This window comes from Robertmurraya korlensis NBRC 107688 (assembly GCF_001591645.1).
Classification (GTDB): domain Bacteria; phylum Bacillota; class Bacilli; order Bacillales; family Cytobacillaceae; genus Robertmurraya_A.
On sequence record NZ_BCVH01000004.1, the window covers coordinates 207512 to 232050 of the forward strand.

At 37.6% G+C, this 24539-nt stretch carries 30 protein-coding genes and 1 riboswitch; of the genes, 19 read left to right on the plus strand and 11 right to left on the minus strand.

Annotation, left to right across the window (positions count from 1 at the left end):
- Nucleotides 1-43: 43 nt before the first annotated feature.
- Nucleotides 44-925: a hypothetical protein gene (locus tag BKO01S_RS08765; protein ID WP_066051885.1), complete on the plus strand. Its 882-nt coding sequence runs from the start codon at nt 44-46 to the stop codon at nt 923-925.
- 93 nt (nt 926-1018) lie between these two features.
- Nucleotides 1019-2203: an LL-diaminopimelate aminotransferase gene (locus tag BKO01S_RS08770; protein ID WP_066051888.1), complete on the plus strand. Its 1185-nt coding sequence runs from the start codon at nt 1019-1021 to the stop codon at nt 2201-2203.
- A 211-nt stretch (nt 2204-2414) separates the two neighbouring features.
- Nucleotides 2415-2497: riboswitch (cyclic di-GMP riboswitch) on the minus strand.
- Between the two features lie 5 nt (nt 2498-2502).
- Here BKO01S_RS08770 and sda read toward each other — a convergent pair.
- On the minus strand, nt 2503-2811 hold the full coding sequence (sda, locus tag BKO01S_RS08775) for a sporulation histidine kinase inhibitor Sda (protein ID WP_066051890.1): 309 nt from the start codon (nt 2809-2811) through the stop codon (nt 2503-2505).
- Between the two features lie 252 nt (nt 2812-3063).
- Here sda and BKO01S_RS08780 point away from each other — a divergent pair, with 252 nt between their 5' ends.
- The 6 genes from BKO01S_RS08780 to BKO01S_RS08805 all read left to right on the plus strand — a co-directional run bounded on the left by BKO01S_RS08780 (nt 3064) and on the right by BKO01S_RS08805 (nt 9219).
- Nucleotides 3064-3630 carry a nitroreductase family protein gene (locus BKO01S_RS08780; protein WP_066051893.1) on the plus strand — a complete coding sequence of 189 codons (567 nt, stop codon included), beginning with the start codon at nt 3064-3066 and terminating at the stop codon, nt 3628-3630.
- Between the two features lie 126 nt (nt 3631-3756).
- Nucleotides 3757-4716: an MBL fold metallo-hydrolase gene (locus BKO01S_RS08785; RefSeq protein ID WP_066051895.1), complete on the plus strand. Its 960-nt coding sequence runs from the start codon at nt 3757-3759 to the stop codon at nt 4714-4716.
- Between the two features lie 433 nt (nt 4717-5149).
- The gene (locus tag BKO01S_RS08790) at nt 5150-6244 is read left to right on the plus strand and encodes a mechanosensitive ion channel family protein (RefSeq protein WP_066051896.1); all 1095 of its coding nucleotides are present in this window, start codon (nt 5150-5152) and stop codon (nt 6242-6244) included.
- 139 nt (nt 6245-6383) lie between these two features.
- Nucleotides 6384-7229 (plus strand): STAS domain-containing protein, encoded by an 846-nt coding sequence (locus BKO01S_RS08795; protein ID WP_066051899.1) that lies wholly within the window; start codon nt 6384-6386, stop codon nt 7227-7229.
- Between the two features lie 108 nt (nt 7230-7337).
- Nucleotides 7338-8786 (plus strand): SulP family inorganic anion transporter, encoded by a 1449-nt coding sequence (locus tag BKO01S_RS08800; protein ID WP_066051902.1) that lies wholly within the window; start codon nt 7338-7340, stop codon nt 8784-8786.
- A gap of 13 nt (nt 8787-8799) precedes the next feature.
- Complete coding sequence (locus tag BKO01S_RS08805; protein ID WP_066051905.1) at nt 8800-9219, plus strand: universal stress protein; 420 nt, start codon at nt 8800-8802, stop codon at nt 9217-9219.
- A 26-nt stretch (nt 9220-9245) separates the two neighbouring features.
- On the opposite strand, the gene BKO01S_RS08810 is transcribed toward BKO01S_RS08805, so the two are convergent.
- Nucleotides 9246-10463, minus strand: a complete 1218-nt coding sequence (locus BKO01S_RS08810; protein WP_066051910.1) for an MFS transporter — start codon at nt 10461-10463, stop codon at nt 9246-9248.
- 305 nt (nt 10464-10768) lie between these two features.
- Between BKO01S_RS08810 and BKO01S_RS08815 the strand changes: the two genes are divergently transcribed.
- On the plus strand, nt 10769-12247 hold the full coding sequence (locus tag BKO01S_RS08815; protein ID WP_066051915.1) for a SulP family inorganic anion transporter: 1479 nt from the start codon (nt 10769-10771) through the stop codon (nt 12245-12247).
- Nucleotides 12248-12355: 108 nt separating this feature from the next.
- On the opposite strand, the gene BKO01S_RS24310 is transcribed toward BKO01S_RS08815, so the two are convergent.
- The gene (locus BKO01S_RS24310; RefSeq protein ID WP_157077335.1) at nt 12356-12517 is read right to left on the minus strand and encodes a hypothetical protein; all 162 of its coding nucleotides are present in this window, start codon (nt 12515-12517) and stop codon (nt 12356-12358) included.
- A 220-nt stretch (nt 12518-12737) separates the two neighbouring features.
- Between BKO01S_RS24310 and BKO01S_RS24620 the strand changes: the two genes are divergently transcribed.
- Both BKO01S_RS24620 and BKO01S_RS08820 read left to right on the plus strand, forming a co-directional pair.
- The gene (locus tag BKO01S_RS24620) at nt 12738-12881 is read left to right on the plus strand and encodes a hypothetical protein (RefSeq protein ID WP_198158789.1); all 144 of its coding nucleotides are present in this window, start codon (nt 12738-12740) and stop codon (nt 12879-12881) included.
- A gap of 79 nt (nt 12882-12960) precedes the next feature.
- A complete protein-coding gene (locus BKO01S_RS08820; protein WP_066052082.1) occupies nt 12961-13620 on the plus strand; it encodes a DUF421 domain-containing protein in 660 nt (219 codons plus the stop codon).
- Nucleotides 13621-13676: 56 nt separating this feature from the next.
- Here the strand turns inward: BKO01S_RS08820 and BKO01S_RS08825 are convergent, their stop codons facing one another.
- Nucleotides 13677-13859 (minus strand): hypothetical protein, encoded by a 183-nt coding sequence (locus BKO01S_RS08825; protein WP_066051918.1) that lies wholly within the window; start codon nt 13857-13859, stop codon nt 13677-13679.
- Between the two features lie 232 nt (nt 13860-14091).
- Between BKO01S_RS08825 and BKO01S_RS08830 the strand changes: the two genes are divergently transcribed.
- The 4 genes from BKO01S_RS08830 (at nt 14092) to BKO01S_RS08845 (ending at nt 16254) form a co-directional block, all read left to right on the plus strand.
- Nucleotides 14092-14409, plus strand: a complete 318-nt coding sequence (locus tag BKO01S_RS08830) for a hypothetical protein (RefSeq protein ID WP_066051920.1) — start codon at nt 14092-14094, stop codon at nt 14407-14409.
- A gap of 132 nt (nt 14410-14541) precedes the next feature.
- Nucleotides 14542-15102: a nucleotidyltransferase family protein gene (locus tag BKO01S_RS08835; protein WP_066051925.1), complete on the plus strand. Its 561-nt coding sequence runs from the start codon at nt 14542-14544 to the stop codon at nt 15100-15102.
- A complete protein-coding gene (locus BKO01S_RS08840; RefSeq protein WP_066051926.1) occupies nt 15099-15557 on the plus strand; it encodes an NUDIX hydrolase in 459 nt (152 codons plus the stop codon). Before BKO01S_RS08835 ends, BKO01S_RS08840 begins: the two co-directional genes overlap by 4 nt.
- A 196-nt stretch (nt 15558-15753) precedes the next feature.
- Nucleotides 15754-16254 (plus strand): GNAT family N-acetyltransferase, encoded by a 501-nt coding sequence (locus BKO01S_RS08845; protein ID WP_066051928.1) that lies wholly within the window; start codon nt 15754-15756, stop codon nt 16252-16254.
- Between the two features lie 158 nt (nt 16255-16412).
- On the opposite strand, the gene BKO01S_RS24315 is transcribed toward BKO01S_RS08845, so the two are convergent.
- The 4 genes from BKO01S_RS24315 to BKO01S_RS08855 all read right to left on the minus strand — a co-directional run bounded on the left by BKO01S_RS24315 (nt 16413) and on the right by BKO01S_RS08855 (nt 17648).
- Nucleotides 16413-16565 carry a hypothetical protein gene (locus BKO01S_RS24315; protein ID WP_157077336.1) on the minus strand — a complete coding sequence of 51 codons (153 nt, stop codon included), beginning with the start codon at nt 16563-16565 and terminating at the stop codon, nt 16413-16415.
- Between the two features lie 86 nt (nt 16566-16651).
- Entirely contained in the window at nt 16652-16798 is a 147-nt protein-coding gene (locus BKO01S_RS24320) for a hypothetical protein (RefSeq protein ID WP_157077337.1), read from the minus strand.
- Nucleotides 16799-16908: 110 nt separating this feature from the next.
- The gene (locus tag BKO01S_RS08850) at nt 16909-17103 is read right to left on the minus strand and encodes a hypothetical protein (RefSeq protein WP_066051931.1); all 195 of its coding nucleotides are present in this window, start codon (nt 17101-17103) and stop codon (nt 16909-16911) included.
- Between the two features lie 23 nt (nt 17104-17126).
- The gene (locus BKO01S_RS08855) at nt 17127-17648 is read right to left on the minus strand and encodes a hypothetical protein (RefSeq protein ID WP_066051934.1); all 522 of its coding nucleotides are present in this window, start codon (nt 17646-17648) and stop codon (nt 17127-17129) included.
- A gap of 442 nt (nt 17649-18090) precedes the next feature.
- Between BKO01S_RS08855 and BKO01S_RS08860 the strand changes: the two genes are divergently transcribed.
- Together BKO01S_RS08860 and BKO01S_RS08865 are read left to right on the plus strand one after the other, a co-directional pair.
- Nucleotides 18091-19110 carry an STAS domain-containing protein gene (locus BKO01S_RS08860; RefSeq protein WP_066051937.1) on the plus strand — a complete coding sequence of 340 codons (1020 nt, stop codon included), beginning with the start codon at nt 18091-18093 and terminating at the stop codon, nt 19108-19110.
- Between the two features lie 154 nt (nt 19111-19264).
- Nucleotides 19265-19918 carry a DsbA family oxidoreductase gene (locus BKO01S_RS08865; protein ID WP_269748511.1) on the plus strand — a complete coding sequence of 218 codons (654 nt, stop codon included), beginning with the start codon at nt 19265-19267 and terminating at the stop codon, nt 19916-19918.
- Nucleotides 19919-20017: 99 nt separating this feature from the next.
- Here the strand turns inward: BKO01S_RS08865 and BKO01S_RS24325 are convergent, their stop codons facing one another.
- Nucleotides 20018-20140 carry an FbpB family small basic protein gene (locus BKO01S_RS24325; protein ID WP_157077338.1) on the minus strand — a complete coding sequence of 41 codons (123 nt, stop codon included), beginning with the start codon at nt 20138-20140 and terminating at the stop codon, nt 20018-20020.
- 394 nt (nt 20141-20534) lie between these two features.
- Between BKO01S_RS24325 and BKO01S_RS08870 the strand changes: the two genes are divergently transcribed.
- On the plus strand, nt 20535-21413 hold the full coding sequence (locus BKO01S_RS08870) for an alpha/beta fold hydrolase (protein WP_066051938.1): 879 nt from the start codon (nt 20535-20537) through the stop codon (nt 21411-21413).
- Between the two features lie 153 nt (nt 21414-21566).
- Here BKO01S_RS08870 and BKO01S_RS08875 read toward each other — a convergent pair whose 3' ends face one another.
- Both BKO01S_RS08875 and BKO01S_RS08880 read right to left on the minus strand, forming a co-directional pair.
- Nucleotides 21567-21761, minus strand: coding sequence for a hypothetical protein (locus BKO01S_RS08875; RefSeq protein ID WP_066051941.1), 195 nt, complete (start codon nt 21759-21761; stop codon nt 21567-21569).
- A gap of 75 nt (nt 21762-21836) precedes the next feature.
- On the minus strand, nt 21837-22229 hold the full coding sequence (locus BKO01S_RS08880) for a hypothetical protein (protein WP_066051943.1): 393 nt from the start codon (nt 22227-22229) through the stop codon (nt 21837-21839).
- A 241-nt stretch (nt 22230-22470) separates the two neighbouring features.
- Here BKO01S_RS08880 and BKO01S_RS08885 point away from each other — a divergent pair, with 241 nt between their 5' ends.
- Nucleotides 22471-24513: a methyl-accepting chemotaxis protein gene (locus BKO01S_RS08885; protein WP_066051946.1), complete on the plus strand. Its 2043-nt coding sequence runs from the start codon at nt 22471-22473 to the stop codon at nt 24511-24513.
- Nucleotides 24514-24539: the final 26 nt, after the last annotated feature.

Sequence of the window (24539 nt, forward strand, 5' to 3'; positions counted from 1 at the left end):
TTTTCTTTTTTAATGGAAAAGAATATAAGAAGTGAGGTGTGATATGAAAAAAGTTCCTTTATGCATCATATTTGTATTTCTATTTTGTTTTTTCAAATTTCCAGATGAATTTAAAGCAAATGAACTCAAGTATAAGGATGAAAATCAGCCAATCTCTTTCGAAATAGAGATTCTGCCCTGGGAAACCGCAAAAGATATCCTTCCTAAAGGAAAGAAATTTACTGTAATAGATGTTGAAACAGGACAACAATTCAACGTCCAACGACGTGCGGGAAGCAGGCATGCGGATGTTCAGCCTCTTACCACAAAAGACACAAAGATCATGAAGGAAATATACGATGGGAAGTGGAGCTGGAAAAGAAGAGCGATTCTAGTGAAAGTGGGTGATCAATTCATTGCGGCTTCTATGCATGGAATGCCCCACGGAGGAGGTGCCCTCCAAAATGGATTTCCTGGCCATTTTTGCATTCACTTTTTAGGAAGCACTACTCACCGCTCAGGTAAGATGGATAAAGTACACAAACTAATGATATTAAAAGCGGGTGGTAAGGAAGAAGAGTACTTACATACAGTAACCCCTTATGAGCTTATTGAATTTTTTGCTACGGCGATTAATTATCAGGATGAACATTTATTAAAGCTCGTTATTGCACCAACGAAAAAACAAAGCCAATTGAATAAGATAATAAGGCAATTTTCGTATTTTCGAATCAATCGAATATCTTACCTCCCTTCTGAAGATCTGGCTGGGCAGCTTATAGTAGAAGTACCGGTTGAGGTCAAATTTCGTACCGATAAGGATGGGAAAGTGACTAGAAACATAACCTTTATTTTACGGAAAATGGGTCCCCTGGATCGGTGGAAGCTTGACACAGAACACTTTAGTAATCAAATAGAAGGAACTTATGAAAACCTAAATGAGTAGGTTTTCTTTTTTTGAATATTGTCATTTATGCTATACTAAAAAACAACCAATTAAAATAGTAGTATAGTTTTTGAACAATAAGGAGACATACATATGAATTTACAGCCTTCTTCTAAGATGGACAAACTAACGACATCCATTTTTATAGATTTAGCAAATCGGAAAAATGAACTTATAAAAAAAGGGAAAGATGTTATTGATTTAAGTGTCGGTAGTCCAGATTTGCCTCCATCGTCTTTGGTAATGGATACAATTGCTACATACAGTAAAGATCCCGCTAATTATGGATATACGCTAACAGGAACTGCTGAATTTAGTGAAGCGGTTAGCTACTTTTATAAAAACCGTTATCATGTGGAACTTAACCCGAATAATGAAGTACTTCAGCTTATGGGTTCACAGGACGGGCTTTCGCATTTGGCAACAGCCATGGTGAATCCAGGGGAATATGTGCTTGTGCCTGATCCAGGCTATCCAATATATGAAGCGAGCGTGACGATTGCTGGTGGAAGAGTGTATCCAATGCCTTTAACGGAAGAAAATAACTTTCTTCCTAACCTGGAGGATATCCCAGTTGAAGTATTAGAAAAAACGAAAATGATGATTTTCAGTTATCCAGGAAATCCGGTAACAGCGATTGCAGATAAAAGTTTCTTTGAACAGGTTGTGACCTTTGCTAAGAAGCATCAAATACTTGTCGTACACGATTTTGCTTATTCTGAACTCATATTTGATGAACATCCCCAATTGAGCTTTATGTCTATTGAAGGTGCAAAGGAAGTGGGAATTGAATTCAACTCTCTATCAAAAACCTTTAATATGGCAGGTTGCCGAATTGGTTATGTGGTTGGAAATCCCCAAGCATTACAAATCCTAGCCTCACTCAAGTCACATATGGATTACGGAGTATTTTTACCAATCCAAAAAGCTGCTATAGCCGTATTAACTTCGGATTATAAAATGCTTAGTGAACAGAAAAAGGTATATGAAGAACGAAGAGATACATTGATTGGGGGGCTTAATAAGGGTGGATGGAAGGTAAAAACTACCCCGGCAACCATGTTTATTTGGACGAAAGTTCCTCAAGGCTGGACATCAAGTCAGTTTGCCTTTGAATTGCTTGACCATGCAGGTGTAGCGGTTGTACCAGGGGACGCATTCGGAGCACAAGGGGAAGGGTATGTAAGAATCGCACTGGTACAACCATCTAATCGGTTAGCAGAAGCAGCGGAGCGAATTCAAACGTTTTTAGAAACCTCTCAAGCTGCGACAAACTAATAGTGGGATCCCTATCGAGGTGGCAGGCATTGCATGCTTTAATACCTTGATAGGGGTTTTTTTATGAATTAGGGTACAAGATAGTAACGGTCATGAATAGAAGGTAATTGAGTAATAGTAGATTATATGGAAGTTGAATAGTATAGTTGTGTGGTTTAAATAGAACAGTGGTAATTGTAAGAGTAGATGTAGAAATAAAAAGAGGAATTATCCTGGCGGCTCGGCTACCATAGCAATTGCTTTAGGCCCGTAGCTTTGCGTCTCTTATTTTCATAAGATTTGCCTTTGCAGGATTATGTTTATTTAATATGTTGGGTGGCTAAATCAATAACGGATTGGAGAAGGGAAATGTCGTTACATATTTGGTCTCTAATGGCTTCGTCCGGACATTTCGATTGTTCATAAAGTAAAAGCTCCAATTCTCTTTTAAAATAAATTATATCAAGGGCTTCTTGAAGACTTGATAAGTGATCATGCTGTGAATGTGTCAACCTTCGTATCGCCTCATTTTTCAATAATTTGATAAAGTCGTTTTCTAGGTTAAATTTAATGGCTCTAATAATGACGTCTGACAATTGTTCATCGTCAAATTTTTGTAGCGAGTTCATACGGTAATCCTTTCTTACATTCCTATAAAATTAGTATATATATGATGAGTTTAATAGTCCAAATGTAATTGCAAGCATGAAAATATATTTTTCGACAAAATCCGCAAGAGGTGATGAAAAGTAATCCCCGTATATCCTTACCCCAAAATGAAGATTTGTAGTCATTAACAAGCATAAAGTTTGTAGGTAAATTATGGTTGGAGTAAAATGAGTGTTGTAAATGGGATATTTTCACAAGGAGGTAATGAATGTATGGCTGATTTACAAGTCAATCAGGGAAGACAAGCAGAGTATGACATTGATGAGAACTATTTAAATCGCTGGTCGCCACGGTCATTTTTAGAAAAGGAAGTACCGGAAGAGGATCTGATGAGTGTCCTAGAAGCTGCACGCTGGGCTCCATCTGCCATGAACGCCCAACCATGGAGATTTATTATCGCACGTACACAAGAGGATCGTGAAAAATTCCATTCCTTTATTAAGGAAGGAAATCGTATATGGTGTGAAAAGGCTCCTGTTCTAGTGGCAATTCTATCTGATAATAAGGTGGGCTACCATGCATTTGATACCGGTTCATCTTGGGGATATCTATCACTTCAGGCAACGCAAAAAGGATTAATTACTCACCCGATGGCTGGTTTTTACCAAGACCAAGCACGCGAAGCATTGAATATTCCTGATGACTTTGACATTCAACTGGTTGTTGCCATTGGATATCAGGGAGAGAAAGAAGCACTACCAGCAGAATTACAGGACCGAGAACAGCCATCAAACAGACGTCCTCTCAAGGAGTCAATCTTTGAAGGTGAATATAAGTAGAGTAGTAGAGCAAATCACTAGGTGGTTTGCTTTTTTTGCTGGTATTGGTTCATGATGTGGCTTGGATTAGTGTTCTAAATTAATCTATACTAAGAATGAAACTATGAAATGTAAAAGGAAGATTCTATTATGAAAAGATATGAAAATCAAATTCCAACCTCCATGAATATGGGAATCAAGTCGATGATTAGTATGTTGAAAGATTCCGTAACAAGTAGAACCTTCCGTAGACCAAGTGGTCCAATCCAAGTAGAAAATTTTGTTGAGAAAAATACTCCTGATTCTAGGGTTACCTGGTTCGGACACTCGGCCTTCTTGCTAGAAATAGAAGGGAAACGACTTTTCTTTGACCCGATGCTAGGTAATCGTCCGTCACCGGTTTCATGGGCTGGAACGAAACGATTCAGTTCCACCTTACCTATAGATTTAGAGAATTTTTCAGCAATTGATGCGATAGTCATCTCTCATGATCATTATGATCATTTGGATTATTCATCTATACGTAAGCTAATGGATAAGGCACAAAGGTTTATTGTACCTTTAGGAGTAAGACAGTGTTTACTTAAATGGGGCGTACCCTCCGAAAAAATCACTGAGCATGCTTGGGGCGACGAAATTCAGTTTGATAACCTGCAACTTGCTTGCATGCCAGCGAGGCATTTCTCTGGAAGAGGTTTATTGAATCGGAATTCCACTTTATGGTGTTCATGGGTAATCGTAGGACGTGATACAAAGGTTTTCTACAGTGGAGACAGCGGCTACGGTCCACACTTCAAGGAAATTGGTGAAAAATACGGACCCTTTGACGTAACACTAATGGAATGCGGTCAATACGACGAACGTTGGTCCAATATTCATATGCTGCCAGAAGAAACGGTACAAGCTCATCTCGATGTTCGTGGTAAGGTGTTAATTCCAGTTCATTGGGGAGCCTTTACACTTGCCTTTCATTCGTGGATTGATCCAGTAGAACGGGTAACAAAAGCGGCATCCCAGTATCAGGTTAACATTGCTACGCCAAAAATTGGGGAAACCGTTTGTATAGGGATGGGTGGTGAATGCCCAAGAACTCCTTGGTGGAGGTAACTGTTGGAAGAAGTAGACGTAAGTTTGCTTCTTTTTTCCTCTAATTTAACCGATCTATTTGACCCTCATGAACGAGGAGAACTTCATCCAAGCATAAGATCTCAAGATTTCCATTTCCATAATCAAACACGACATTACACTTTAGACCTCTATATAGAACTATTTCATAGTTCAATTTCCACACACCTTTCAATTGTTAATTTTCAACACAAAAACTATTGTAACAACATCAGTTTGTAAATAAAACCATTTTTTACCAACATTTTCAGTCAATATACAACAAAATTCTTCAGTTACTTGTCGATTCTGGGAAATCGACCATCTTTTGTCCCTTTTTTAAACCATACTTTTGTTGCATTCAAATAACTTCAAGATGAGGGTAAGATATGAGGATGCATGTTAGTGATTTGTAAAAGAGGGCAGGTTATGTAAGATGGATTTTTTATCGTTCCATATCGACTATGATATGTTAAAAGATTTAGGGATTTCTATAGGAATCTTGCTTTTATTTATTCTATTTAGAAATCTATTTACGAAGTATGTGTTTCAGTTGATTTTAAAATTATCTAGAAAAACACCAACGGATTTTTTCACCCAAATATGCTTAAGCTTTGAACGCCCAATCGGCTGGTTATTCATTATTATTGGTTTGTATTGGGCAATGGAGTATTTTCCCTTTATCGAACAACATAATGCGCTATTTTTAAAATTTTTACGTTCGATGGTGATTGTGACTATTACGTGGGGATTATTTAATCTTTCGTCTCCTACCACAGGGATAATCATGAGTGTGAATCAAAAGATTAATAGTAAGATAGATTTAATTTTGATTCCATTTATCTCCAGGACCGTTCGTGTAATTATCATTGCCATCAGCATCAGTATTATTGGTCAGGAATTTGATTACGATGTTAATGGCTTGGTCGCAGGTCTTGGATTAGGTGGTCTCGCTTTTGCTTTAGCTGCAAAGGAAGCGGTAGGAAATTTGATTGGTGGAATTGTAATTGTAACGGAAAAACCTTTTTCAATTGGAGATTGGATCCTCACACCAAGTGTAGAGGGAACGGTAGAAGATATCAATTTTAGAAGCACGAAGGTACGAACGTTTAGTCAGGCTTTAGTAACTGTTCCGAATTCAACCTTAGCAAACGAACCAATCACCAACTGGAGCCGCATGGGGAAAAGGCGAATTACTTTCCACTTGGGACTAAACTATAATTCCACTAAAGATCAAATTCAAAGAGTCGTTCATCGGGTGGAGCATATGTTACGGAATCATGAGGACGTTCACCCCGATACAATTATGGTTGCGTTTGATCAATATAATGATAGCAGCTTGGATATTCTATTATACTTTTTCACAAACACGACCGTTTGGGGTGAACATGTGAAAGTTAAACACGAAATCAATATAGCGATTATGGGGATTTTAGAAGAAGAGGGAGTCGAAGTGGCTTTTCCAAGCAGAACGATTTATGTCTCACAGCAATCCAGTGACTTACTTCAAACAATGGGTTCATACGAATAAATATGATCTTCTTTGAGTCTACCGTATATTTGACGGTAGGTTCTTTTTTTATTTCGTAAGACCATATAAATAAAGAAGGATTCTACCTGGACTTTGTTGAATTATTTGATACTCGCATATAGACAAGGGGATAACGACGGTGAAAAAGGAATTGCAGTATATTGGCGAAAAAATCGTAAAAAATGAAGATAGATTGGCTAATCGAATTTCGGAGTTAATTGATTCCGATTATTCTACAAGTTTAAGTAAATCGGGGGCTCCTGAATTAGAGGTCCATGCTTACAGAGCGGAACTAGTAGGATACTTCGGAAGGGCACTATACGAGGACAGGGAGATAATTCAGGATCAAGTGGTTGGATGGGGGAAAAGGGCAGCTGCGTTTGCCATGAAGTACCATGTGTCATTAAGCAATGCCTTACGAGCAGTAACCTTCTATCGTAGCATTCTATGGGATGTATTTACTGACGAGCTAAAGGAAAAACAATTTGCAGCCATTACGATGCTTGATGTATCTAAAATCATTGACCCTTTAATCGATAGAGCACTTCAAGTAATGAGCGAAGTTTATGAAAAAAGAAACACAGAATTAATGAATATTGCCTATTCCGCGGTAGAAGAACTATCCGTTCCCGTGGTTGTTATTACAAAAGGGATTGCGGTAATTCCACTTATTGGATCAATTGACACCAACCGGGCACAATTGATTATGGAAACAGCGCTTACTGAAGGATCACGACTCCAGTTAGATTCCCTGATTCTTGATGTATCTGGTGTGCCCATCATTGATACGATGGTAGCTGACCAGCTATATAAAATCTTAACCGCTTTAAAACTAAGCGGAATTGAACCTTTGATTACAGGAATTCGTCCGGAATTGGCTCAAACGATTGTAAATATTGGATTACATTTTAATGAAGTAACAACCCAATCATCATTGGAGAATGCGTTAGGAAAATTAGGATTTACCGTACAAAAAAGCCGGTAAAACATGTAAGCTCAGTAATAGCCCTAATTGGTTCATAACCAGTTAGGGCTATTTTTAATTCATTACTTTTCTTCCTATGTTCATACTAAGGAAAAAGGAGGGAATTTGATGGGACAGCTTACATACAAGCAGTCGTGGTTCGGAAATGTAAAAGGCGATATTTTATCAGGTATCGTCGTGGCTTTAGCACTGATACCTGAGGCGATTGCTTTTTCCATTATTGCAGGTGTTGACCCAATGGTCGGGTTATACGCTTCTTTTACCATCGCTGTGACGATCTCGTTTCTTGGCGGAAGGCCGGGAATGATATCTGCTGCTACAGGTGCGATGGCCTTGTTATTTATTGATTTGGTAGCAAACTACGGCATTCACTACTTATTAGCTGCAACGGTGTTAACTGGAATTATTCAAATTTTGTTTGGTGTTTTTAAGTTAGCACGGTATATGAAATTTATTCCGCGGTCTGTTATGGTTGGTTTCGTTAATGCGTTGGCCATTCTCATTTTCACTTCACAGCTACAGCATTTTGAAGATGAGAGTGTCATCATCTATCTATTAGTTGGATTAACTTTAGCCATCATCTATTTATTTCCTTATCTCACAAAGGCTGTACCTTCTACATTAGTTGCTATTGTTGCAATTACAGCCCTGTCGATTTTTATGAACTACGGAGTACGTACGGTTGGAGATATGGGGGAGATTTCGAAAACATTGCCAGCTTTTTTTCTGCCAGATGTTCCACTAACTATCGAAACACTAATGATAATTTTTCCCTATTCGCTAGCGCTAGCTGTTGTCGGACTTCTTGAGTCATTATTAACAGCCACGATTGTAGATGATATGACTGATACCGATAGCGATAAGAACATGGAAAGCAGGGGACAGGGCATCGCAAATATCATTACTGGATTTTTCGGGGGGATGGCTGGTTGTGCGATGATCGGTCAGTCAGTAATTAATGTAAAGTCAGGTGGGCGTGGAAGATTATCTGCTTTCGTCGCAGGGGTGTTTCTAATTTTTCTAATTGTTGTACTTGGGGATATTGTGGTTCGTATTCCAATGGGTGCTTTAGCAGGGGTAATGATTATGGTATCTATTAGTACGTTTGATTGGAATTCAATTAGAACCCTTCATTTGGTACCACGAAGTGATGCGGTTGTCATGGTCGTAACCGTGTTAACAGTTGTCTTCACTCATAACCTAGCGATTGGGGTTTTTACAGGAATTCTACTAAGTGCGATCTTCTTTGTCTCGAAGATTTCAAAAGTAAGTGTAGATAGTAAACTTGAGGGTAATAGAAGAACATATACGGTTAAAGGGGAATTATTCTTTGCGTCTGTGACAGAATTAGTGACTCAGTTTGACTATAAGGAAAACGTCAAAAATGTGGAGATTAACTTAAGCTGCTCGCATATATGGGATGATTCCGCTGTCGCTGCCGTTGATAAAATTGTGAACAAATTCGAAGAAAATAACATAGTTGTAAATGTAACAGGATTAAATGAAGACAGTAACGAATTAGTAAGTAAACTAGCTAATAAACTTGGATCACATTAATGGGGGTAGAATGATGTATAAAAAAATCCTTTTGGCATCAGATGGATCGGAACACTCCAAACGAGCAGCAGCAAATGCCATTCACATAGCCCAATGCTCCAAAGGTTCAATAATGGAAGTAGTATATGTAGTAGATGCAGATAAAGCCAAATCAGACGTATTAAGTAATTGGAACACGGCCGATATCGGTGATAAACGGAAGGAACGAATGAAAGATATTGAAAAAATGGCGAAGGAAGCAGGAGTTTCTTATAAATTAACGATCCTTCACGGCGAGCCTGGTCCTGCCATTGTAGACTATACAAATAAAAATAAATTTGAAATCGTTATCATTGGTAGCAGAGGATTAAACGGACTACAGGAATTTGTGTTAGGAAGCGTTAGTCACAAGGTGGCGAAACGCGCAAACTGCCCGGTTTTAATCGTCAAATGAAGAAAGACCACATACTGTGGTCTTTCTTAGCTTAATTTTCGTGCTTCTACTAATAATTGTCTCTCCGGCTTCTTAGCTAATAATGCACAACTTAAACCAATCAGTGGAAACAACATGAGAAGAAACAAACTTTCCGTATAGCTTTGGAACAGGTCAAATCCTAATCCTAATGGTAGTGGACCGCAGGCAGAACCAATGACCATAACCATGGCTGCGATTCCACTAATGCTACCTAAATACTTTCTGCCAAAATAATTTGGCCATACAATGTTTAGCGTAATACGCTCAATTCCTGAGCCAATTCCCCAAAGGACTCCAAAAAGAACCCCGATTGCTGCACTGTTTGCCTGTGTTAGAACAAATAACACCACAATCTCCATGACAAACACCGTAAACAGCAACACACTGGTTTTTACTTTTTCCACAATAAAACCGGATATGAAGGAAATAGGAAAACCAACAATTGCCATTAAACTAAGTACAGTTGCCGCCATTTGCGGAGATAACTGACTTTGCCCAAAAATGGATAACAGATGAAATGTCATCGCTGTATTAACTAGAGCGGGGATTCCGACACAAATTAACACAGCCCAGAAGGTTCTCGTTCGCATGGCTTCTTTTAAAGTCCAATCATCCTCTACATGAACAGAGGCTTCCTGTTTATCGCTTGCCTTTCCACCGGGAACAGTAAGTCCATCTGGCACTAGACCAATATCCTCAGGACGGTTGCGCACCCCAAAGAACGCAACAGGAACAAAAACAACTAAAAGAAGGACACCCCATACTTGCCAGGCAGTCTGCCAGCTCCATGTGTTAATGATCCATGCATTTGCCAGGGGGAAAAAGGCAGCACTTGCGACTCCGCCGATGGCCATAAAGCTTAATGCACGACCTCGTTTTTTTATAAACCATTGTGGGACAAGTGTATTTGGGACCAACGTCATACTTCCTTGACCAAATAGTCGAATTAAGAAAAAGCCAATTCCCATCATCCATGTGTTTGTCACAAAGCTGTTAAAGAAGCAGGCAAAAGCTAGTACGCTGCCGACAATGACCATCATCATTCGTTGGCCTAGCTTATCGACGAGTCTTCCCATAAACATCATCAATAAGCCAGCACATAATGTAGCCACACTATACAAACTAGAAATCTCGGTTCGTGACCAACCAAAGCTTTTTATGTATTCATCAATGAAGACGGAATTGGAATAGGTTTGCCCTGGACCTGATCCGAATAAATGGATGTTTTTTCATGATGCATTCTTTTATTCAAATAAACACTTCCTTCGTAAACAGAACTAAAAAACCCTAATTAAACTATATACGATTTCTACCTATTTTTCTCTTACTCTTTTTTATTTGAAAAAATATAGGTTTATAGTGTTTATCTAAATATAATTGAGTATGTAAGAGGAAACGGTAGATGTTTGCGCTTTCACTCAATTTCACAATTTATTCACAATCTTATATACTTGATTTTGTTAAAAACGGCCCCGACTTTCATGAGAGTTGAAAGTCAGTACAAATAATTGAAAAGAAGAGGTGCTTCATGAATTTAAACACAATTAAATATGAATGGTTTGGGAACATCAAAGGAGATGTTTTGGCAGGTCTTGTTGTGGCAATGGCCTTGATCCCAGAGGCTATTGCCTTCTCGATTATTGCAGGAGTAGATCCAATGGTGGGTCTGTATGCTTCCTTCTGTATTGCAGTTGTTATTGCCTTTGTAGGTGGTAGACCGGGGATGATTTCTGCTGCAACAGGTGCGACAGCCTTATTGATGACCACATTAGTTGCAGAACACGGACTTCAGTACCTGTTAGCTGCGACCATTTTGACTGGGATTATTCAAATTGTCATGGGTGTGCTGAAATTAGGGAGACTCATGAAATTTGTTCCGCGGTCAGTTATGGTGGGATTTGTTAATGCCTTAGCAATCCTAATTTTCACAAGCCAATTAACTCACTTTGTTGGAGAATCATGGGCGATGTATGCGATGGTAGCGGGAGCATTGGCTATTATTTATCTCTTGCCTCGTCTAACTAAGGCTGTTCCATCTCCTTTAGTTGCTATCGGAGTGATCACTGCTATTGCTATTTTTACAGCTAGTGGTGTTCGTACCATTGGAGATATGGGTGAATTAACACAAGCGCTGCCTATGTTTTTACTGCCTGATATTCCGTTAACTTTTGAGACGTTGCAAATCATTTTCCCGTATTCACTTTCGATTGCGATTGTTGGATTAGTAGAGTCCTTGCTAACAGCAACGATTGTTGATGACATGACTGATACGAAAAGTGATAAGAACAAAGAGGCACGTGGTCAAGGGATTGCTAATATCGTTTCTGGACTATTCGGTGGAATGGCTGGTTGTGCCATGATTGGTCAATCGGTGATCAATGTCAAATCTGGTGGACGCGGCCGACTCTCAGCCTTTGTGGCAGGTGTGTTCTTAATGATTCTCATCTTAGTATTAAATGATTTCCTTGTTCAAATTCCGATGGCAGCCCTTGTAGGTGTCATGATTATGGTATCCATTGGTACATTTGACTGGAGTTCACTTAAATCCCTTCACAAAACACCGATTACAGATACAATTGTAATGATTGCTACTGTTGTTACGGTACTGATGACACATGACTTATCTATAGGTGTATTACTAGGTATTATCTTAAGTGCGATCTTCTTCGCTTCTAAAATATCTAAGGTGAAGGTCACGACATTAGCTTCTGAACAATCTCATAAAAAGTACTACCGAGTATCAGGACAATTGTTCTTTGCTTCCGTAACTGATTTTGTAGAATGTTTTAATTATAATGAAGATGTGAAAGAGGTAAGTATTGACTTAACCGAGGCCCATCTTTGGGATGATTCAGCGGTAGGTGCGATTGATAAAATCGTCATTAAATACCACCAAAATGGAGTCAAAGTTAATTTGGTAGGATTGAATAAAGAAAGCAATAAATTAATAGATAAATTAGCCGTTCATAACAAACCAGGTGGCCTAGAGAAAGTAGTAGGACATTAATATATGACCACAAAGCGATTGTGCTTTGTGGTTTTTTTATGGTGAAGCTGTTGAAATAAATTTGAGAGGAAGATAAAAGGACTTAGAAATGACCTCTGTCTCCTATTGTTATTTTGTTTTTTTATTATTAATTGAATTCTCTAATTGCTGTGCATTTTCTAATCCAGTCTCACTAAACGCATTATCACTATTAACCATGTCCGAAGTAGGAATTCGGTCCAACGTATGATCTGCTTTGTTCGATCCTCTTTGTAGCTTATTCTTTTCCATTTGTGTTCCTTCTTCATCTTTTACTGTTACTTTAACCTATTTGAGTTGGGCTATTCACAGGAGAAAATACTAGTTACTCTCTTACCCCCAGCAGTTACCCATTTTATCTTAATGAGATTTATTCATTTTGATCTATAAAGGCTAAAGGATGATAATAAATCCTATTGCTTTTGGAGAATCTAACTGTATTCATAACACTTCAAAAAACGGAGGAATCATCTTGGGCGTTGAAGCGGAACAGATTCAATATTGTGAGAACTGCAAAGAGGACACCCTTCATAAAACCTATGAAGATGCAATGGAAATTATATACCGGTGTACACAGTGCGAAGAAGAGTTAGAGGTCTTTAAATCCTTCTTTTAATGCAAATAGATTCAATCGTAAGGGTAGCTTTGAAATTTATGTAAGATCTTAGAAGGTGATCAAGTTGGATTATGTACAGATGCTTGTCGATTTGCTTGGTGGTTATTTCTTTTTATTTATTATCGTGAAAATCCTTGGGAAAACCCAAATTAGTCAGATTACTCCTTTTGACTTTATATCAGCTCTTGTGTTAGGTGAATTTGTGGGAAGTGCTGTATTTGATCCGGAAATAAACCTCATTAAAATCCTATTTGGAGTAACAGTGTGGGGCCTTCTGATCTATTTGACAGAACTAACAACCCAGAAATCGTTAAAGCTTCGGCTTTTTTTAGAAGGAAAACCATCGTTTATCATTCATGAAGGACAACTAGACTGGAAGGAACTTAAAAAGAATCACCTTGATATTAACCAACTACAGCAATTGCTTCGATCTAAGGAAGTATTTTCTTTGCGAGATGTTGAGTACGCCATATTAGAACCGAATGGATCAATCAGTATTTTAAGAAAACAAGAAGCAGATAAACCTACATATAGAGATCTTAAATTAAACACGATTAAACGAATGGTCCCACTGACCATTATCAGTGATGGAGAAGTGATTACGGAACATTTGAAAGAGTCGGGTATGGATTATCAAGCTTTAGTAAAACTATTAAATGAAAGAAATATATCTTCAGTCAAGGATGTCGCATACGCGGAATGGGAATCGGATAAAGACCTGTTCCTTCAGGTTTATTAAAGATTTTCTATGTTTAAGAAAAACCCTCTGTCATTCAAAATGACAGAGGGGTAGCATTATTCAGTTTCAGCCTCTTCTGTGTTCTCTTCGGTACCTTCTTCAGTACCTTCTTCCGTTTGATTTTCTTCTGTTTCTGTCTCTTCCGTTGTGTCTTCACTACAACCTGTGGCAAATCCAATTACCATAAAAGTTGCCAACAAAGCTAATAATCCTTTTTGGAGTTTCTTTAATTTTTCCATTTTCATTGCCTCCTCAATAGCGTTAAGTAACTTACAAAGCTATCATACAATATAAAAAGCAAAGAAATGTCCGAGTTACCAATAATTTACACAATCAAGGAACAATATTTAACTTTTTCACATAAGGTATACAAAAATTTTCAATCCATCAACAAAACAATCTTAATTATTTGATTACAGATATTTGGTCATACTAACTACAAGCTATGAAGATTTAAAAAGGAGCGGTACGATGCCTAGAAAACCAGTGCAAACCGAAGAAGAGACAGATAAGGATAAGATTGTCCATTTACCGAATAATCAACCAAACAAAGATGAAGTTGAAAGCCTTTCACATATGTTAGCTGCTGTTTTGGAATATATATCGGATGAAGAGGTAGAAGAAATAGATTTTGAGTACATATTGGATCATACAGAAGGTCTTAGAAAATGGTGGGATCGCTATCAAGAAACCAATAGGAAAAAAATTGAGGATGAAATAAGAGATTCACTAAGTGGACTATCTTTTGAAGAGTTACAAAAAATCCGAGAACAGATCAAAGAAAAGTAGGATTGATATCATTAACTAACTTTTGCATTCCGTCATAGGGATGCTTATTTTGTTTGGTTATAAAAGTCAGTATGTATTTTCATATTTTTCCCATGATATAATAGGAATATCTGTTCGTAGTAAGGGAAAGCCATGCTAAATAGTGAAGAAGATATATGTAAACTTATTCAAGAAGATGAGAAAATGATGAATGTGTTAAGGGCTGCAAAATCACTTGAATTACCAGACTGGTGGATATGTGCGGGATTTGTACGCTCGAAAATATGGGATACATTGCACCATTTCAAGGATAGAACGGACACGCCCGATGTTGATGTGATTTACTATGACCAAGAGAATATAGATAAATTAAAGAGAATCTTTCCGAATATCCCTTGGTCAGTAAAAAATGAAGCAAGAATGCATCTCAAGAACAATCTTCCACCTTACTCATCATCTGTAGATGCTATCTCAAAATTTCCAGAAACCGCTACGGCACTTGGTGTAAAATTGGACGGGAATGACAAGGTCATTCTTACCGCTCCTTGTGGAATTAAAGACGTAATTAATCTAGAAGTCAGGCCTACGTTATTCTTTACGGAATCAAAGGATCGGGCTGCTATATATGAGGAACGAATACATAAGAAGAATTGGAAATCCATTTGGCATAAGGTAAAGGTGTATCACCTTGCTACTGAGGGGAGTAGGGAATGAACCACAATGAAATGGTTTTGGTCGTGAGTGTGACAGTGATGAAAGATAACAAGTTATTATTAATCAAAGAAAACAAATCAACGGCCTATAATCAGTGGAATTTTCCATCCGGACGAATGGAGAAATATGAAGACATTCTTGAAGCAGCTAAGAGAGAAGCGAAAGAGGAAACAGGGTTGGAAGTGGAGCTGTTAAGCACAACGGGTGTATACAATTTTGTAAGTGAGACCAATCATCAAGTCATTTTGTTTCATTTTATGGGTGAAATAAAAGGTGGAAAAGTAAGGCTTCCTGAAGAAGAAATCCTAGATTGTAAATGGATGTCTTTGAAGGACATTATGAATCTAAGAAACGAAGACATTCGCCATCCAATGGTGATCAGACAAATTGTTTCTGCATTGCAGAATGGTCAATTTTATCCGACAGCACTGTTTAAGAAAAAGTTAAATGAATAATTCCAACAATAAGCATCTTTATATAAGAGGAGAGATATATTTGAAAAGGTTGCTATGTATTTCGCCTCTAGTGTTGCTATACATATCACTAACTGGATGCAGTTTATTGGAATCAAAAAGTAATGTATCCAGGGAAATGGTGGCATTCAATAGCCTTACGTAAATGTTCTTTAGAAAAAGGGGGAATAAAGGTAAGGTGATTCAGTTAAGAAATGTTCAATCTATTGATTTAGAACCATTACTTTTTATAGAGAATGAAGGGTTTTCTAAAGAAGAAGCTGCCACGAAAGAAGCATTTGTAGAGAGGATTCAGTTGATACCTGATACATTTATTGTCGCAGTAAGAGAAGGGGAGCTCATTGGTTATATTAATGGACCAATCATTAGTCAACCTTATATAACGGACGATCTTTTTGGGAGGATAAAAAAGAACCCGGCAACAGGAGGGTTTCAGAGTGTACTAGGATTAGCAGTGTCCAAACATGTTAGAAATCAAGGTATCGCAAAAATTCTAATAGATAAAATGGAAGAGCTTGTAGTAGAAAATCAAAGGGAAGGGATTACTCTAACCTGTAAGCAAGAATTAGTTACTTTTTATGAAAGATTAGGGTTTGTTAACCATGGCGTATCCGATTCACAGCATGGAGGAGTACGCTGGTATAACATGGTCAAACTAATAGAAGGTTCCGGCAAGTAGAAAAGGGAAAGGCTACCACTTAAGAGTAAATCAGAGCAAGAGAATAAACAGAACTTGGGGGAAGAGTTATCTCTTGCTCTCATCTAAGTTATTGCCTAAGCCTGAAAAATTTAATCTTTAAAGTGAACAAAAATATAAATTTAATTGTTGAACCTAATTTATATCAAACGCTTACCTGCATCAGGTGAAAGGTTTGGGTCGCCTCCACCAGTAATAATCGGGTTGTTAGTTTGAAGATTATTTTTTGAACCATTACTGTTGTTCTTTTTATTATTATTGGTTTTTTCGGAAATATGGTTTTTCTCGTTCATTTTGTAACTCCTTATTGAGAAGTAATCTTTTTAAAAACGACTTATACCTTTAAGATAGGATCGCTCTGATGCTTTTAGGTGTAATCTTATTCAGGAAGATTAGCATTTGCTTTTTCCAAGCTGCTAGCATTCGTTGATTGATCCTGATCCTTTTGCTCGGTACGTTCTTTTATAATTTCTGTTTTTGTACCGAGAGTTTGCTGATACGATACCGGTCGATTGTCTTTTTTCATCCTGGCTCACCTCCTCATCTTACTTTTCCCAAATCAACTGTTTAAATGAGTTCTCTTGTATTCAACGATAAAAAAAGAGGACATCTTCATAAAGAGTGTCCTCTCATTTATTATCGGGGTTGGTTCGTATGAGTGGGACTCGATAACGAATAACTTTTAATCATTTTTTGTAAATTAATATGTCCTTCTCTTAATTTAATTGTTTCTTGGAGGATTTTCTGGAATCCTTCCAGATCACGATCAGAGGCATTTAATACAGATTTAGGTATCGCCTCTACAAGTTGTTGTAAGTTTAAGTCTGCCATAAAAATGACCACCTTTCTTTAAATTACTTGAGATTCATTTTATCGTAGTGTTCATAAAATACTTTAAATAGTCTTTCGTCTCCACCACGATCAGGGTGGAGGAACTCGAGTAGTTTTCTTAGCTCTTTTCGAAGTAAGTCTTTGTCTGAATCCTCCTCTATACCTAATAGAGAGCCAATCGTATAGGGAGCCGGAGAGAATAATGAGCTCTCTGCTTTGACCATTTTTTTCAACGATCGAACTTTGGCCCGTTCAATTCGTAAGGAGATTTCTAGTTCTTCTATTTTTTCTTTTAGGCTTGTATTCTCATGAAACGTTTTTTCCCAATGCTCATAATCAATCCCAAATTGTTTACTCTTTCTTTCAATTTTCTTTTCTACAATAAAGGTGGCTAGATCAAAAGGATCAATAGAAAAATTAATGTTCAAATCTTTTGTTCTTTTGGCTCTTATTTTCCCCTCTAGAATCCAACGAATGACCGTTTCTTCACTATCTGTAATGCCTTCACTCTTAAGTAAATTAGTAGTTTCTTTCACATTTAACATAGTATCAACTCTTTAATCTTACTAGTAAATTTACTGTATCATAGATTCCCTATTACAAATTTACAGCTTTGTTTAATTTAGATGTTAAATGTAACGAATTTGACGATTGTATTAAATTTTTATGTGATTAACCAGAGAATTCTACGCTTTTTACCTTCTAAATGGAAAAAAATGCAGTGTATGGTAAAATTAGGTGTGTCCCCGAGGTTATATTGTTATGATTTATGCAAATCTGCGTGACTGGATACATACCTTAAACAAGGTGGTTATGGAGTATCTGTTACGGTGACGGGTACTTATTGTTTATAGATGATTAGTCTAGCTATCTATTTTTGTATCTTTGTTTTGTGAAATTGCAATTGAGAGAATTCACTCAATGGAAAGGCTCCTGCTATTCCTTTCAAGCATTTGTGATGACGATAAAGAAGGAGGAGTTGCAGTTATGAGTAAGAATACCAATATCAATATAGCAGGACTTGGTTTTAGTTGGGATGTTGAACAAGGAAAGTTTCAGTATGAAGATCAGGATGCGGTTCTTTTTTGGATAAACAGTGCCATGAAATCTTTTTTTGACACCATTGAGGAGGTATCTGGGGAAGAAGTATCCAATCTGGTCTTCGAAACGACGGGGTATCGTCAAGGGGTAGTGGTAGGAGATTATCTCCGGAAAATCAAGGACTTTGATGTGTTAGAGGCAGCAAATATGATTACGAATACATATGCTTCAGCTGGTTGGGGAAGAGCAGAAATCAAGAACCTAGATTATGACACAAAAACGCTGGTTGCTCATCTCAGGGATAGTTGGGAATACAAGATAAACTTGACTCAAGGGAAGAATAAAGGAACTGCTTTCTTAGCGGCCCATTTTGCAGGTGTCTTTAGCAGGCTATTAGGAGTGAATGTTTGGTACGAATATGAACAAGATCAACTTGAAGGCCATGAGTACAGCATTGTTAAGTACTTTCCTTCCGATATAACAGCCACCTCAAATATTCACCAGCTAGCTCGTAAGAAAGAATCGGAACAGATCTTACGTCTAGAAGAGATGGTGGAAAAGAAAACAGGTGAACTGCGAGACTTAGTAAAAAAACTTTCCTCTCCCATCATCCCTGTTTTTGATGGAATTGTGGTGGTTCCACTGATTGGCAAGTACGAAGAAGATCGATCAGAGGATTTATTTAACAACACCTTAAGCAATTTACCAAAGCATAAAGCCAATTATCTCAATCTTGACTTAACGGGTCTTGATAAGGAAGTGGATCATTTTACAATTGACCTGATTGTAAAAATTGGTTCAGCAGCTTCGTTAATTGGTACAAAATCTATACTGGTTGGTATTCCTCCTAATTTAGCGGTTGAAATGGTCCAATCCAATATCACCCTTAGTTGTTATCAAGTGTTTCAAACCCTGCAGCACGGGATTCAATATGCACTGGCACAGATGGGGAAAACGATAAATTAAGCAACATGGGGAAAAGCCGGAGTGTCAGGAAGTGGTCCAAATCGTTTTGCGTGTAAGATAAACAATTGTCCCATATAATATAGAAGAATAATGTATAGGAGGTACGAACATGAGAATTGAAATGTGGACTGACTTCGCTTGACCATTTTGCTATATTGGCAAAAGGCGTCTGGAGGATGCTATTAAGAAGATTAACCATCCAGTGGAAGTGATTTACCGATGCTTCGAATTGGATCCTACGAAAGAACGAGATATTAAAGAAAATATTTATGAAGGTCTCGCCAAGAAATATGGAATGAGTATCGAGCAAGCAAAAGCTAATACACAAAACATGGTTCGAATGGCAAAAGAAGCAGGACTGGATTTTCAAATGGATACGTTGATCCAAACGAATACCTTTGATGCGCACCGTTTGACCATGTTTGCCAAAACAAAAGGCTTGATGAAAGAGATGACCGAGCGTATCCTGTATGCTTATTTTACGGAATCCAAACATATCGGAGATCACCAAACACTAACGGAATTGGCAGTGGACGTAGGCTTAAACCGAGAAGCAGTGGAAAAAATGCTCGCAAGTGATGAAATGGCAGATGCCGTTCGGGCTGATGAGCAAACCGCACAGCAATATCGGATTACTGGTGTCCCGTTTTTCCTTATTAATAATAAATATGCTCTGACTGGTGCACAACCAACGGAGGTATTTGTTCAAGCGCTTGAAAAAGTAATCGCAGAGGATAACATCATTGTTTTAAACAATCAAGACGGAATAAGCTGCGATGACGATGGGTGTGAAATTCCTAAGAAATAATAAAAAAAAGAACTAGTTTTCGGTGACGGAGACTAGTTCTTTTTTTAGAAATCACACCTAGAAAGACCCCAATCATGTTCAGAGGGGTCCTTATATCTATTACTGTTTGCTGATTTTTTCTTCCACACGTTTTTCAATTCTCTCGACTAGATCCTTATCTCGTAGTAATTCTTCTTTATTTCGTTTCATCAGTTCTTCTAAAGTTGGTTTCCCTTGTTTCATTTTTTTAACGCCCTTCCTAAATATGAAATTTGACTTTTCTGAAAATATAACCGAATAAAAACCCCTACCATCATGATAAAGGTTAAATGTAAATAAACCTTTACAAACAGGTAAAGGTCTTGCTAACAACGACAATTGGTTGCCAACAAAGCCGGAAGGGAAAAACTCTTCGTAATGACGACTTTGCTGTAAAAGCTACTCCCCTTTATGGAGCTATTTATTTTGTATGTATTAATAATAAAAGATTGTGAATTATTAGTCAATTTATATACTCCATAAACAGATAAAAAATAAATGAACATGTGACGGGTTAATAGTAAAATAAGGAGGGAAGTTAAAAGTAGGGAATATAGGTATTTTTTAGGGATTAAAAATTTTAGAACGGGGTAATTTTATGGGGAAGAGTATTTATAAAAGTGAGGATGGAAAAAAGGTTCTACAGGAGCATTATGAACGGTATGTAAAATCATTTCCTTTTCCTATAGAGCGAAAGTACGTGAATACGAGTTTTGGAGTAACTCATGTTCTAGTGGCAGGTCCACAAGAGGGGAAACCTGTATTTTTATTCCAGGGGGGCAATTGTATCAATCCAATGACTTTCTCCTGGTTCACTCCACTACTAGAAAAGTATCGGATTTATGCACCCGACACGATAGGACATCCTGGCTATAGTGCTGAAACAAGAATTTCTGCCAAAGACGAAAGTTTTGCCAAATGGATTGAGGAGTTATTAAAGGAGTTTCAATTACCCAGTTGTGCATTCATTGGTCCCTCTTATGGTGCGGGGATTATTTTACGATTAGCTACATATCTCCCGAATAAAATTGACTGCTCTGTGCTAGTGTCACCGGCAGGAATCACATTAGGTTCGAAAATTAAGATGATTAAAGAAATATTAATTCCATTATTGTGGTTTCAAGCTTTCTCTTCAGAAAAACATCTGAACAAAATTGCAGCAACCATGTCTGATCATAATATGAAAGAAGTAGATAAACAGATTATAGGTGATGTATTTCGATACACCAGACTCGAGCAAGATATGCCAAAATTAACGGAGGCTTATGAGTTAGTAAATTATAACGCACCGACTCTTGTTATAGCAGGTAAAAAAGATGTTTTCTTTCCCGAAAAGAACATAAAGCCTCTATCGAAAAGCATTTTTACTAATTTTATGGATTTTAAATCTTATGATATGGGGCATTTTCCTTCTGAAGAACATGTAAAGGTGATTAATAAGGATATAATGGAATTTTTAGAAACGTATTACATATAAAGTTAACGAACGTTCAGAGCATGGGCTCCGAACGTTTTTTTCTGCTTCGATTACGACTGACTAGAAATGCAAAAAATACTGATTGCACGGTCGTTCGAAGGTCGTTTCCGAAGCATTCGGAGGGAGAAATGAAGTTCATCAGGGTTATGAAGATCAATTCCGAATCGTTCGCAGGATGAAACGAAGTTCATCAGGGTTATGAAGATCAATTCCGAATCGTTCGGAGGGAGAAATGAAGTTCATCGGTGTGATGAAGATCGTTTCCGAATCATTCGGAGGGTGAAAATGAAGTTCATCAGGGTTATGAAGATCGTTTCCGAATGGTTCAGAAGAGGAATTAATCTTCATCGAAAAGTCTCATAAGTAGATTCCGAATCATTCGGAGGGAATGATGTTGACCTGTATAAAGAACCTAAACAATCCTTATTCAATACCAATTCGAAATAACAAAATGGCAAGCAAAGCAGTAATGGGGGTCATAACCATGGTTTCTAAATAGGAACTGGACGCTACATTTCCTAGTGTATTTAAGATCATGATTGCAAACATGGTCCAAATCCCAATAGTTACTATTCTATTGAATTTTCCCTTGAACAGATATCCTGCTTTTACAGCGATAATAAATAGAAATAGGATTTGCACAACGATGGATATACTTTCAAAGATGAACAAGTCAGTCGAGTTGTTTATTTGACCGCCCCAAACAAAATGATACGGAATGATCTTGAAAAGGATCAGGACATGCATAAACAGTGCTAAAGTACAGAGGGTTATGATACTAGTACTTGCAAGTTTAAAACCTATGAACTTTTTCATCTTTATCCTCCAGATTTTATCGATGTTTTTCTAAGTTAATATATTCAGTTGGGAGGAATATATGTTGGCAGGTATTTTATTTTAATATATTTTACAAATTGAGGGAATAATTGGCAATTAAACTATAAAGAAAATGACCGATATATGGATAGAGGGAACAACGCGCTTTAACCGTTAGTAAAATTTAAAATGTATATTTATACAAACGTGTAATCAAAGGAGACTTCCTGGAGGTAGGTTTATGATCAAGAGAAAAAGCAGTATTAAACTCAAAATGTTAGGTTTATTTTTACCTATTATTCTAATTTCTACGATTTCGATCACCGCTTTAAGTTTTTTTAGTTCTAAAAAAGAAATTACCTCTTTAACAGATTCTAGTGTCAATCACAAGATGGCTACGATTTTAGAAGAAATGGAGCATGAATTTACGGCCCATACACGGCTGGCTGAATCAATTAGTACGTTGTACAAGGTAAAAGGGAATTCTCTAGTAAAAGAAGATTACAAAAAGACCTTAGAAGTAACCATAAAATTAAACACCAATACGTTCGGGCTAGGTATATGGTTGGAACCATACCAATATCATCAGGATACTGAATATTTTGGACCCTACGTGTACAGAGATGGTGAAACCATTTTATACACAGAGGATTATGAAAATGCGGATTATAATTACCCGGAATTAGATTGGTATGTTAAGGGAAAAGAAGTCGGGGAAGGGAATATTGCATGGTCTCCGCCTTACTATGATGAGGGACTAAATAAGACGTTAATCACAGCTTCTGTTCCAATTATTCTTGATGGAAAGTTTATGGGAAATATCACGGCTGATTACGATTTGACAACGATACAAGAATTGATAGTTGGTCAAAAGTTTGAAAAATCGGGCCATCTTTTCCTTGTCGGCTTAGCGGGAGAGTTTATTGCCCATAAAGAAAAATCCATGACTGATATGATTATGGAAGATTCAGAGCTAAAACAGTTAGGGGAAGAAATCCTCAATCATGAAAGTGGAAACAAGTTCTTTTCAACTAACGATAAGGAATGGGAGGCGTTTTACTCAACCTTTCCTGAAACAGGTTGGAAACTGGTAGCATTAGCACCTACAAGTGAACTATATGCTGGGGTTACTTCTTTGCTAATGAAATCAGTAGGAATTACTGCCTTCTTTTTACTAGTATCCATAACGTTAATAGTTTTATTTAGTTCTAGCATGTCAAAAAAGATGAAGCAGTTTGTCGAGAAGATTGGATTCCTTGCGGAGGGTGATTTAACCAATCCTATCCAAATAAAATCAAGTGATGAACTTGGACAAATGGGTGAACATTACAATCAAGCATTGAGTCATTTAAACCAAATGTTTTACACAATCCGTTCCTCTTCTGAACAAGTAGCAGCAAGTGCAGAAGAATTATCGGCGAGTGCAGAACAGACCAGCTCGTCTGTAGCGGAAGTGGCAGGATCGATCCAGGACGTGGCTGCAAATAATAATGAGCAAAACAATTACACGAGCAAAATGAAAGAAAGTACCGGCCTCATTTATCATAGGATGGAACAAATTACGTCCAATATTGAAAATGTGAAAAACTCTTCTACTGAAACGACGGTTCTTGCTCAAGATGGAACCGACGATGTAAAAAGGGCTATTGACCAAATGAATGAAATCCATTCAACGGTTCAACAAACCGCTCACTCTATTAGTCAATTGGATAACAAATCCAGAAAGATTGAAGATATCGTAGGCCTAATCAATACGATAGCTGAACAAACGAACCTGCTTGCATTAAATGCGGCGATTGAAGCGGCAAGGGCTGGGGAGCATGGGAAGGGCTTTGCGGTTGTTGCAGATGAAGTAAGAAAACTAGCGGAGCAATCTAGTAGAGCTTCCGGAGATATTAAGAATCTAATTCACGAAATCCAGAATGAGATTAGCACTTCCGTATCAGTGATGAAATCGAGTACAGAGTCTACTAAGTCAGGAATTCAAGTGGTGGAACAAACGGGACAATCATTTAATCAAATTTATGATGCGATTGGAAATATGACGAAGCATACGGAAGAGGTTTACAACTCCGTTGTTCATATTCTAAAAGAAGTAGATCATATGAAAGATGTAGTGGATGCGGTTAACGAATTAGCAGGAACCAATGACGAAAAGGCGCAAAATGTATCTGCTGCTACGGAACAACAAGCGGCAATGGTAGAAGAAATGACCGCATCGAGTGAAGCGTTGGCTCAAATTGCAACCGATCTTCAACTTGAATTAGCAAAATTTAAGCTGTGATACATGGAAGAAGGAAAGATGTGAAT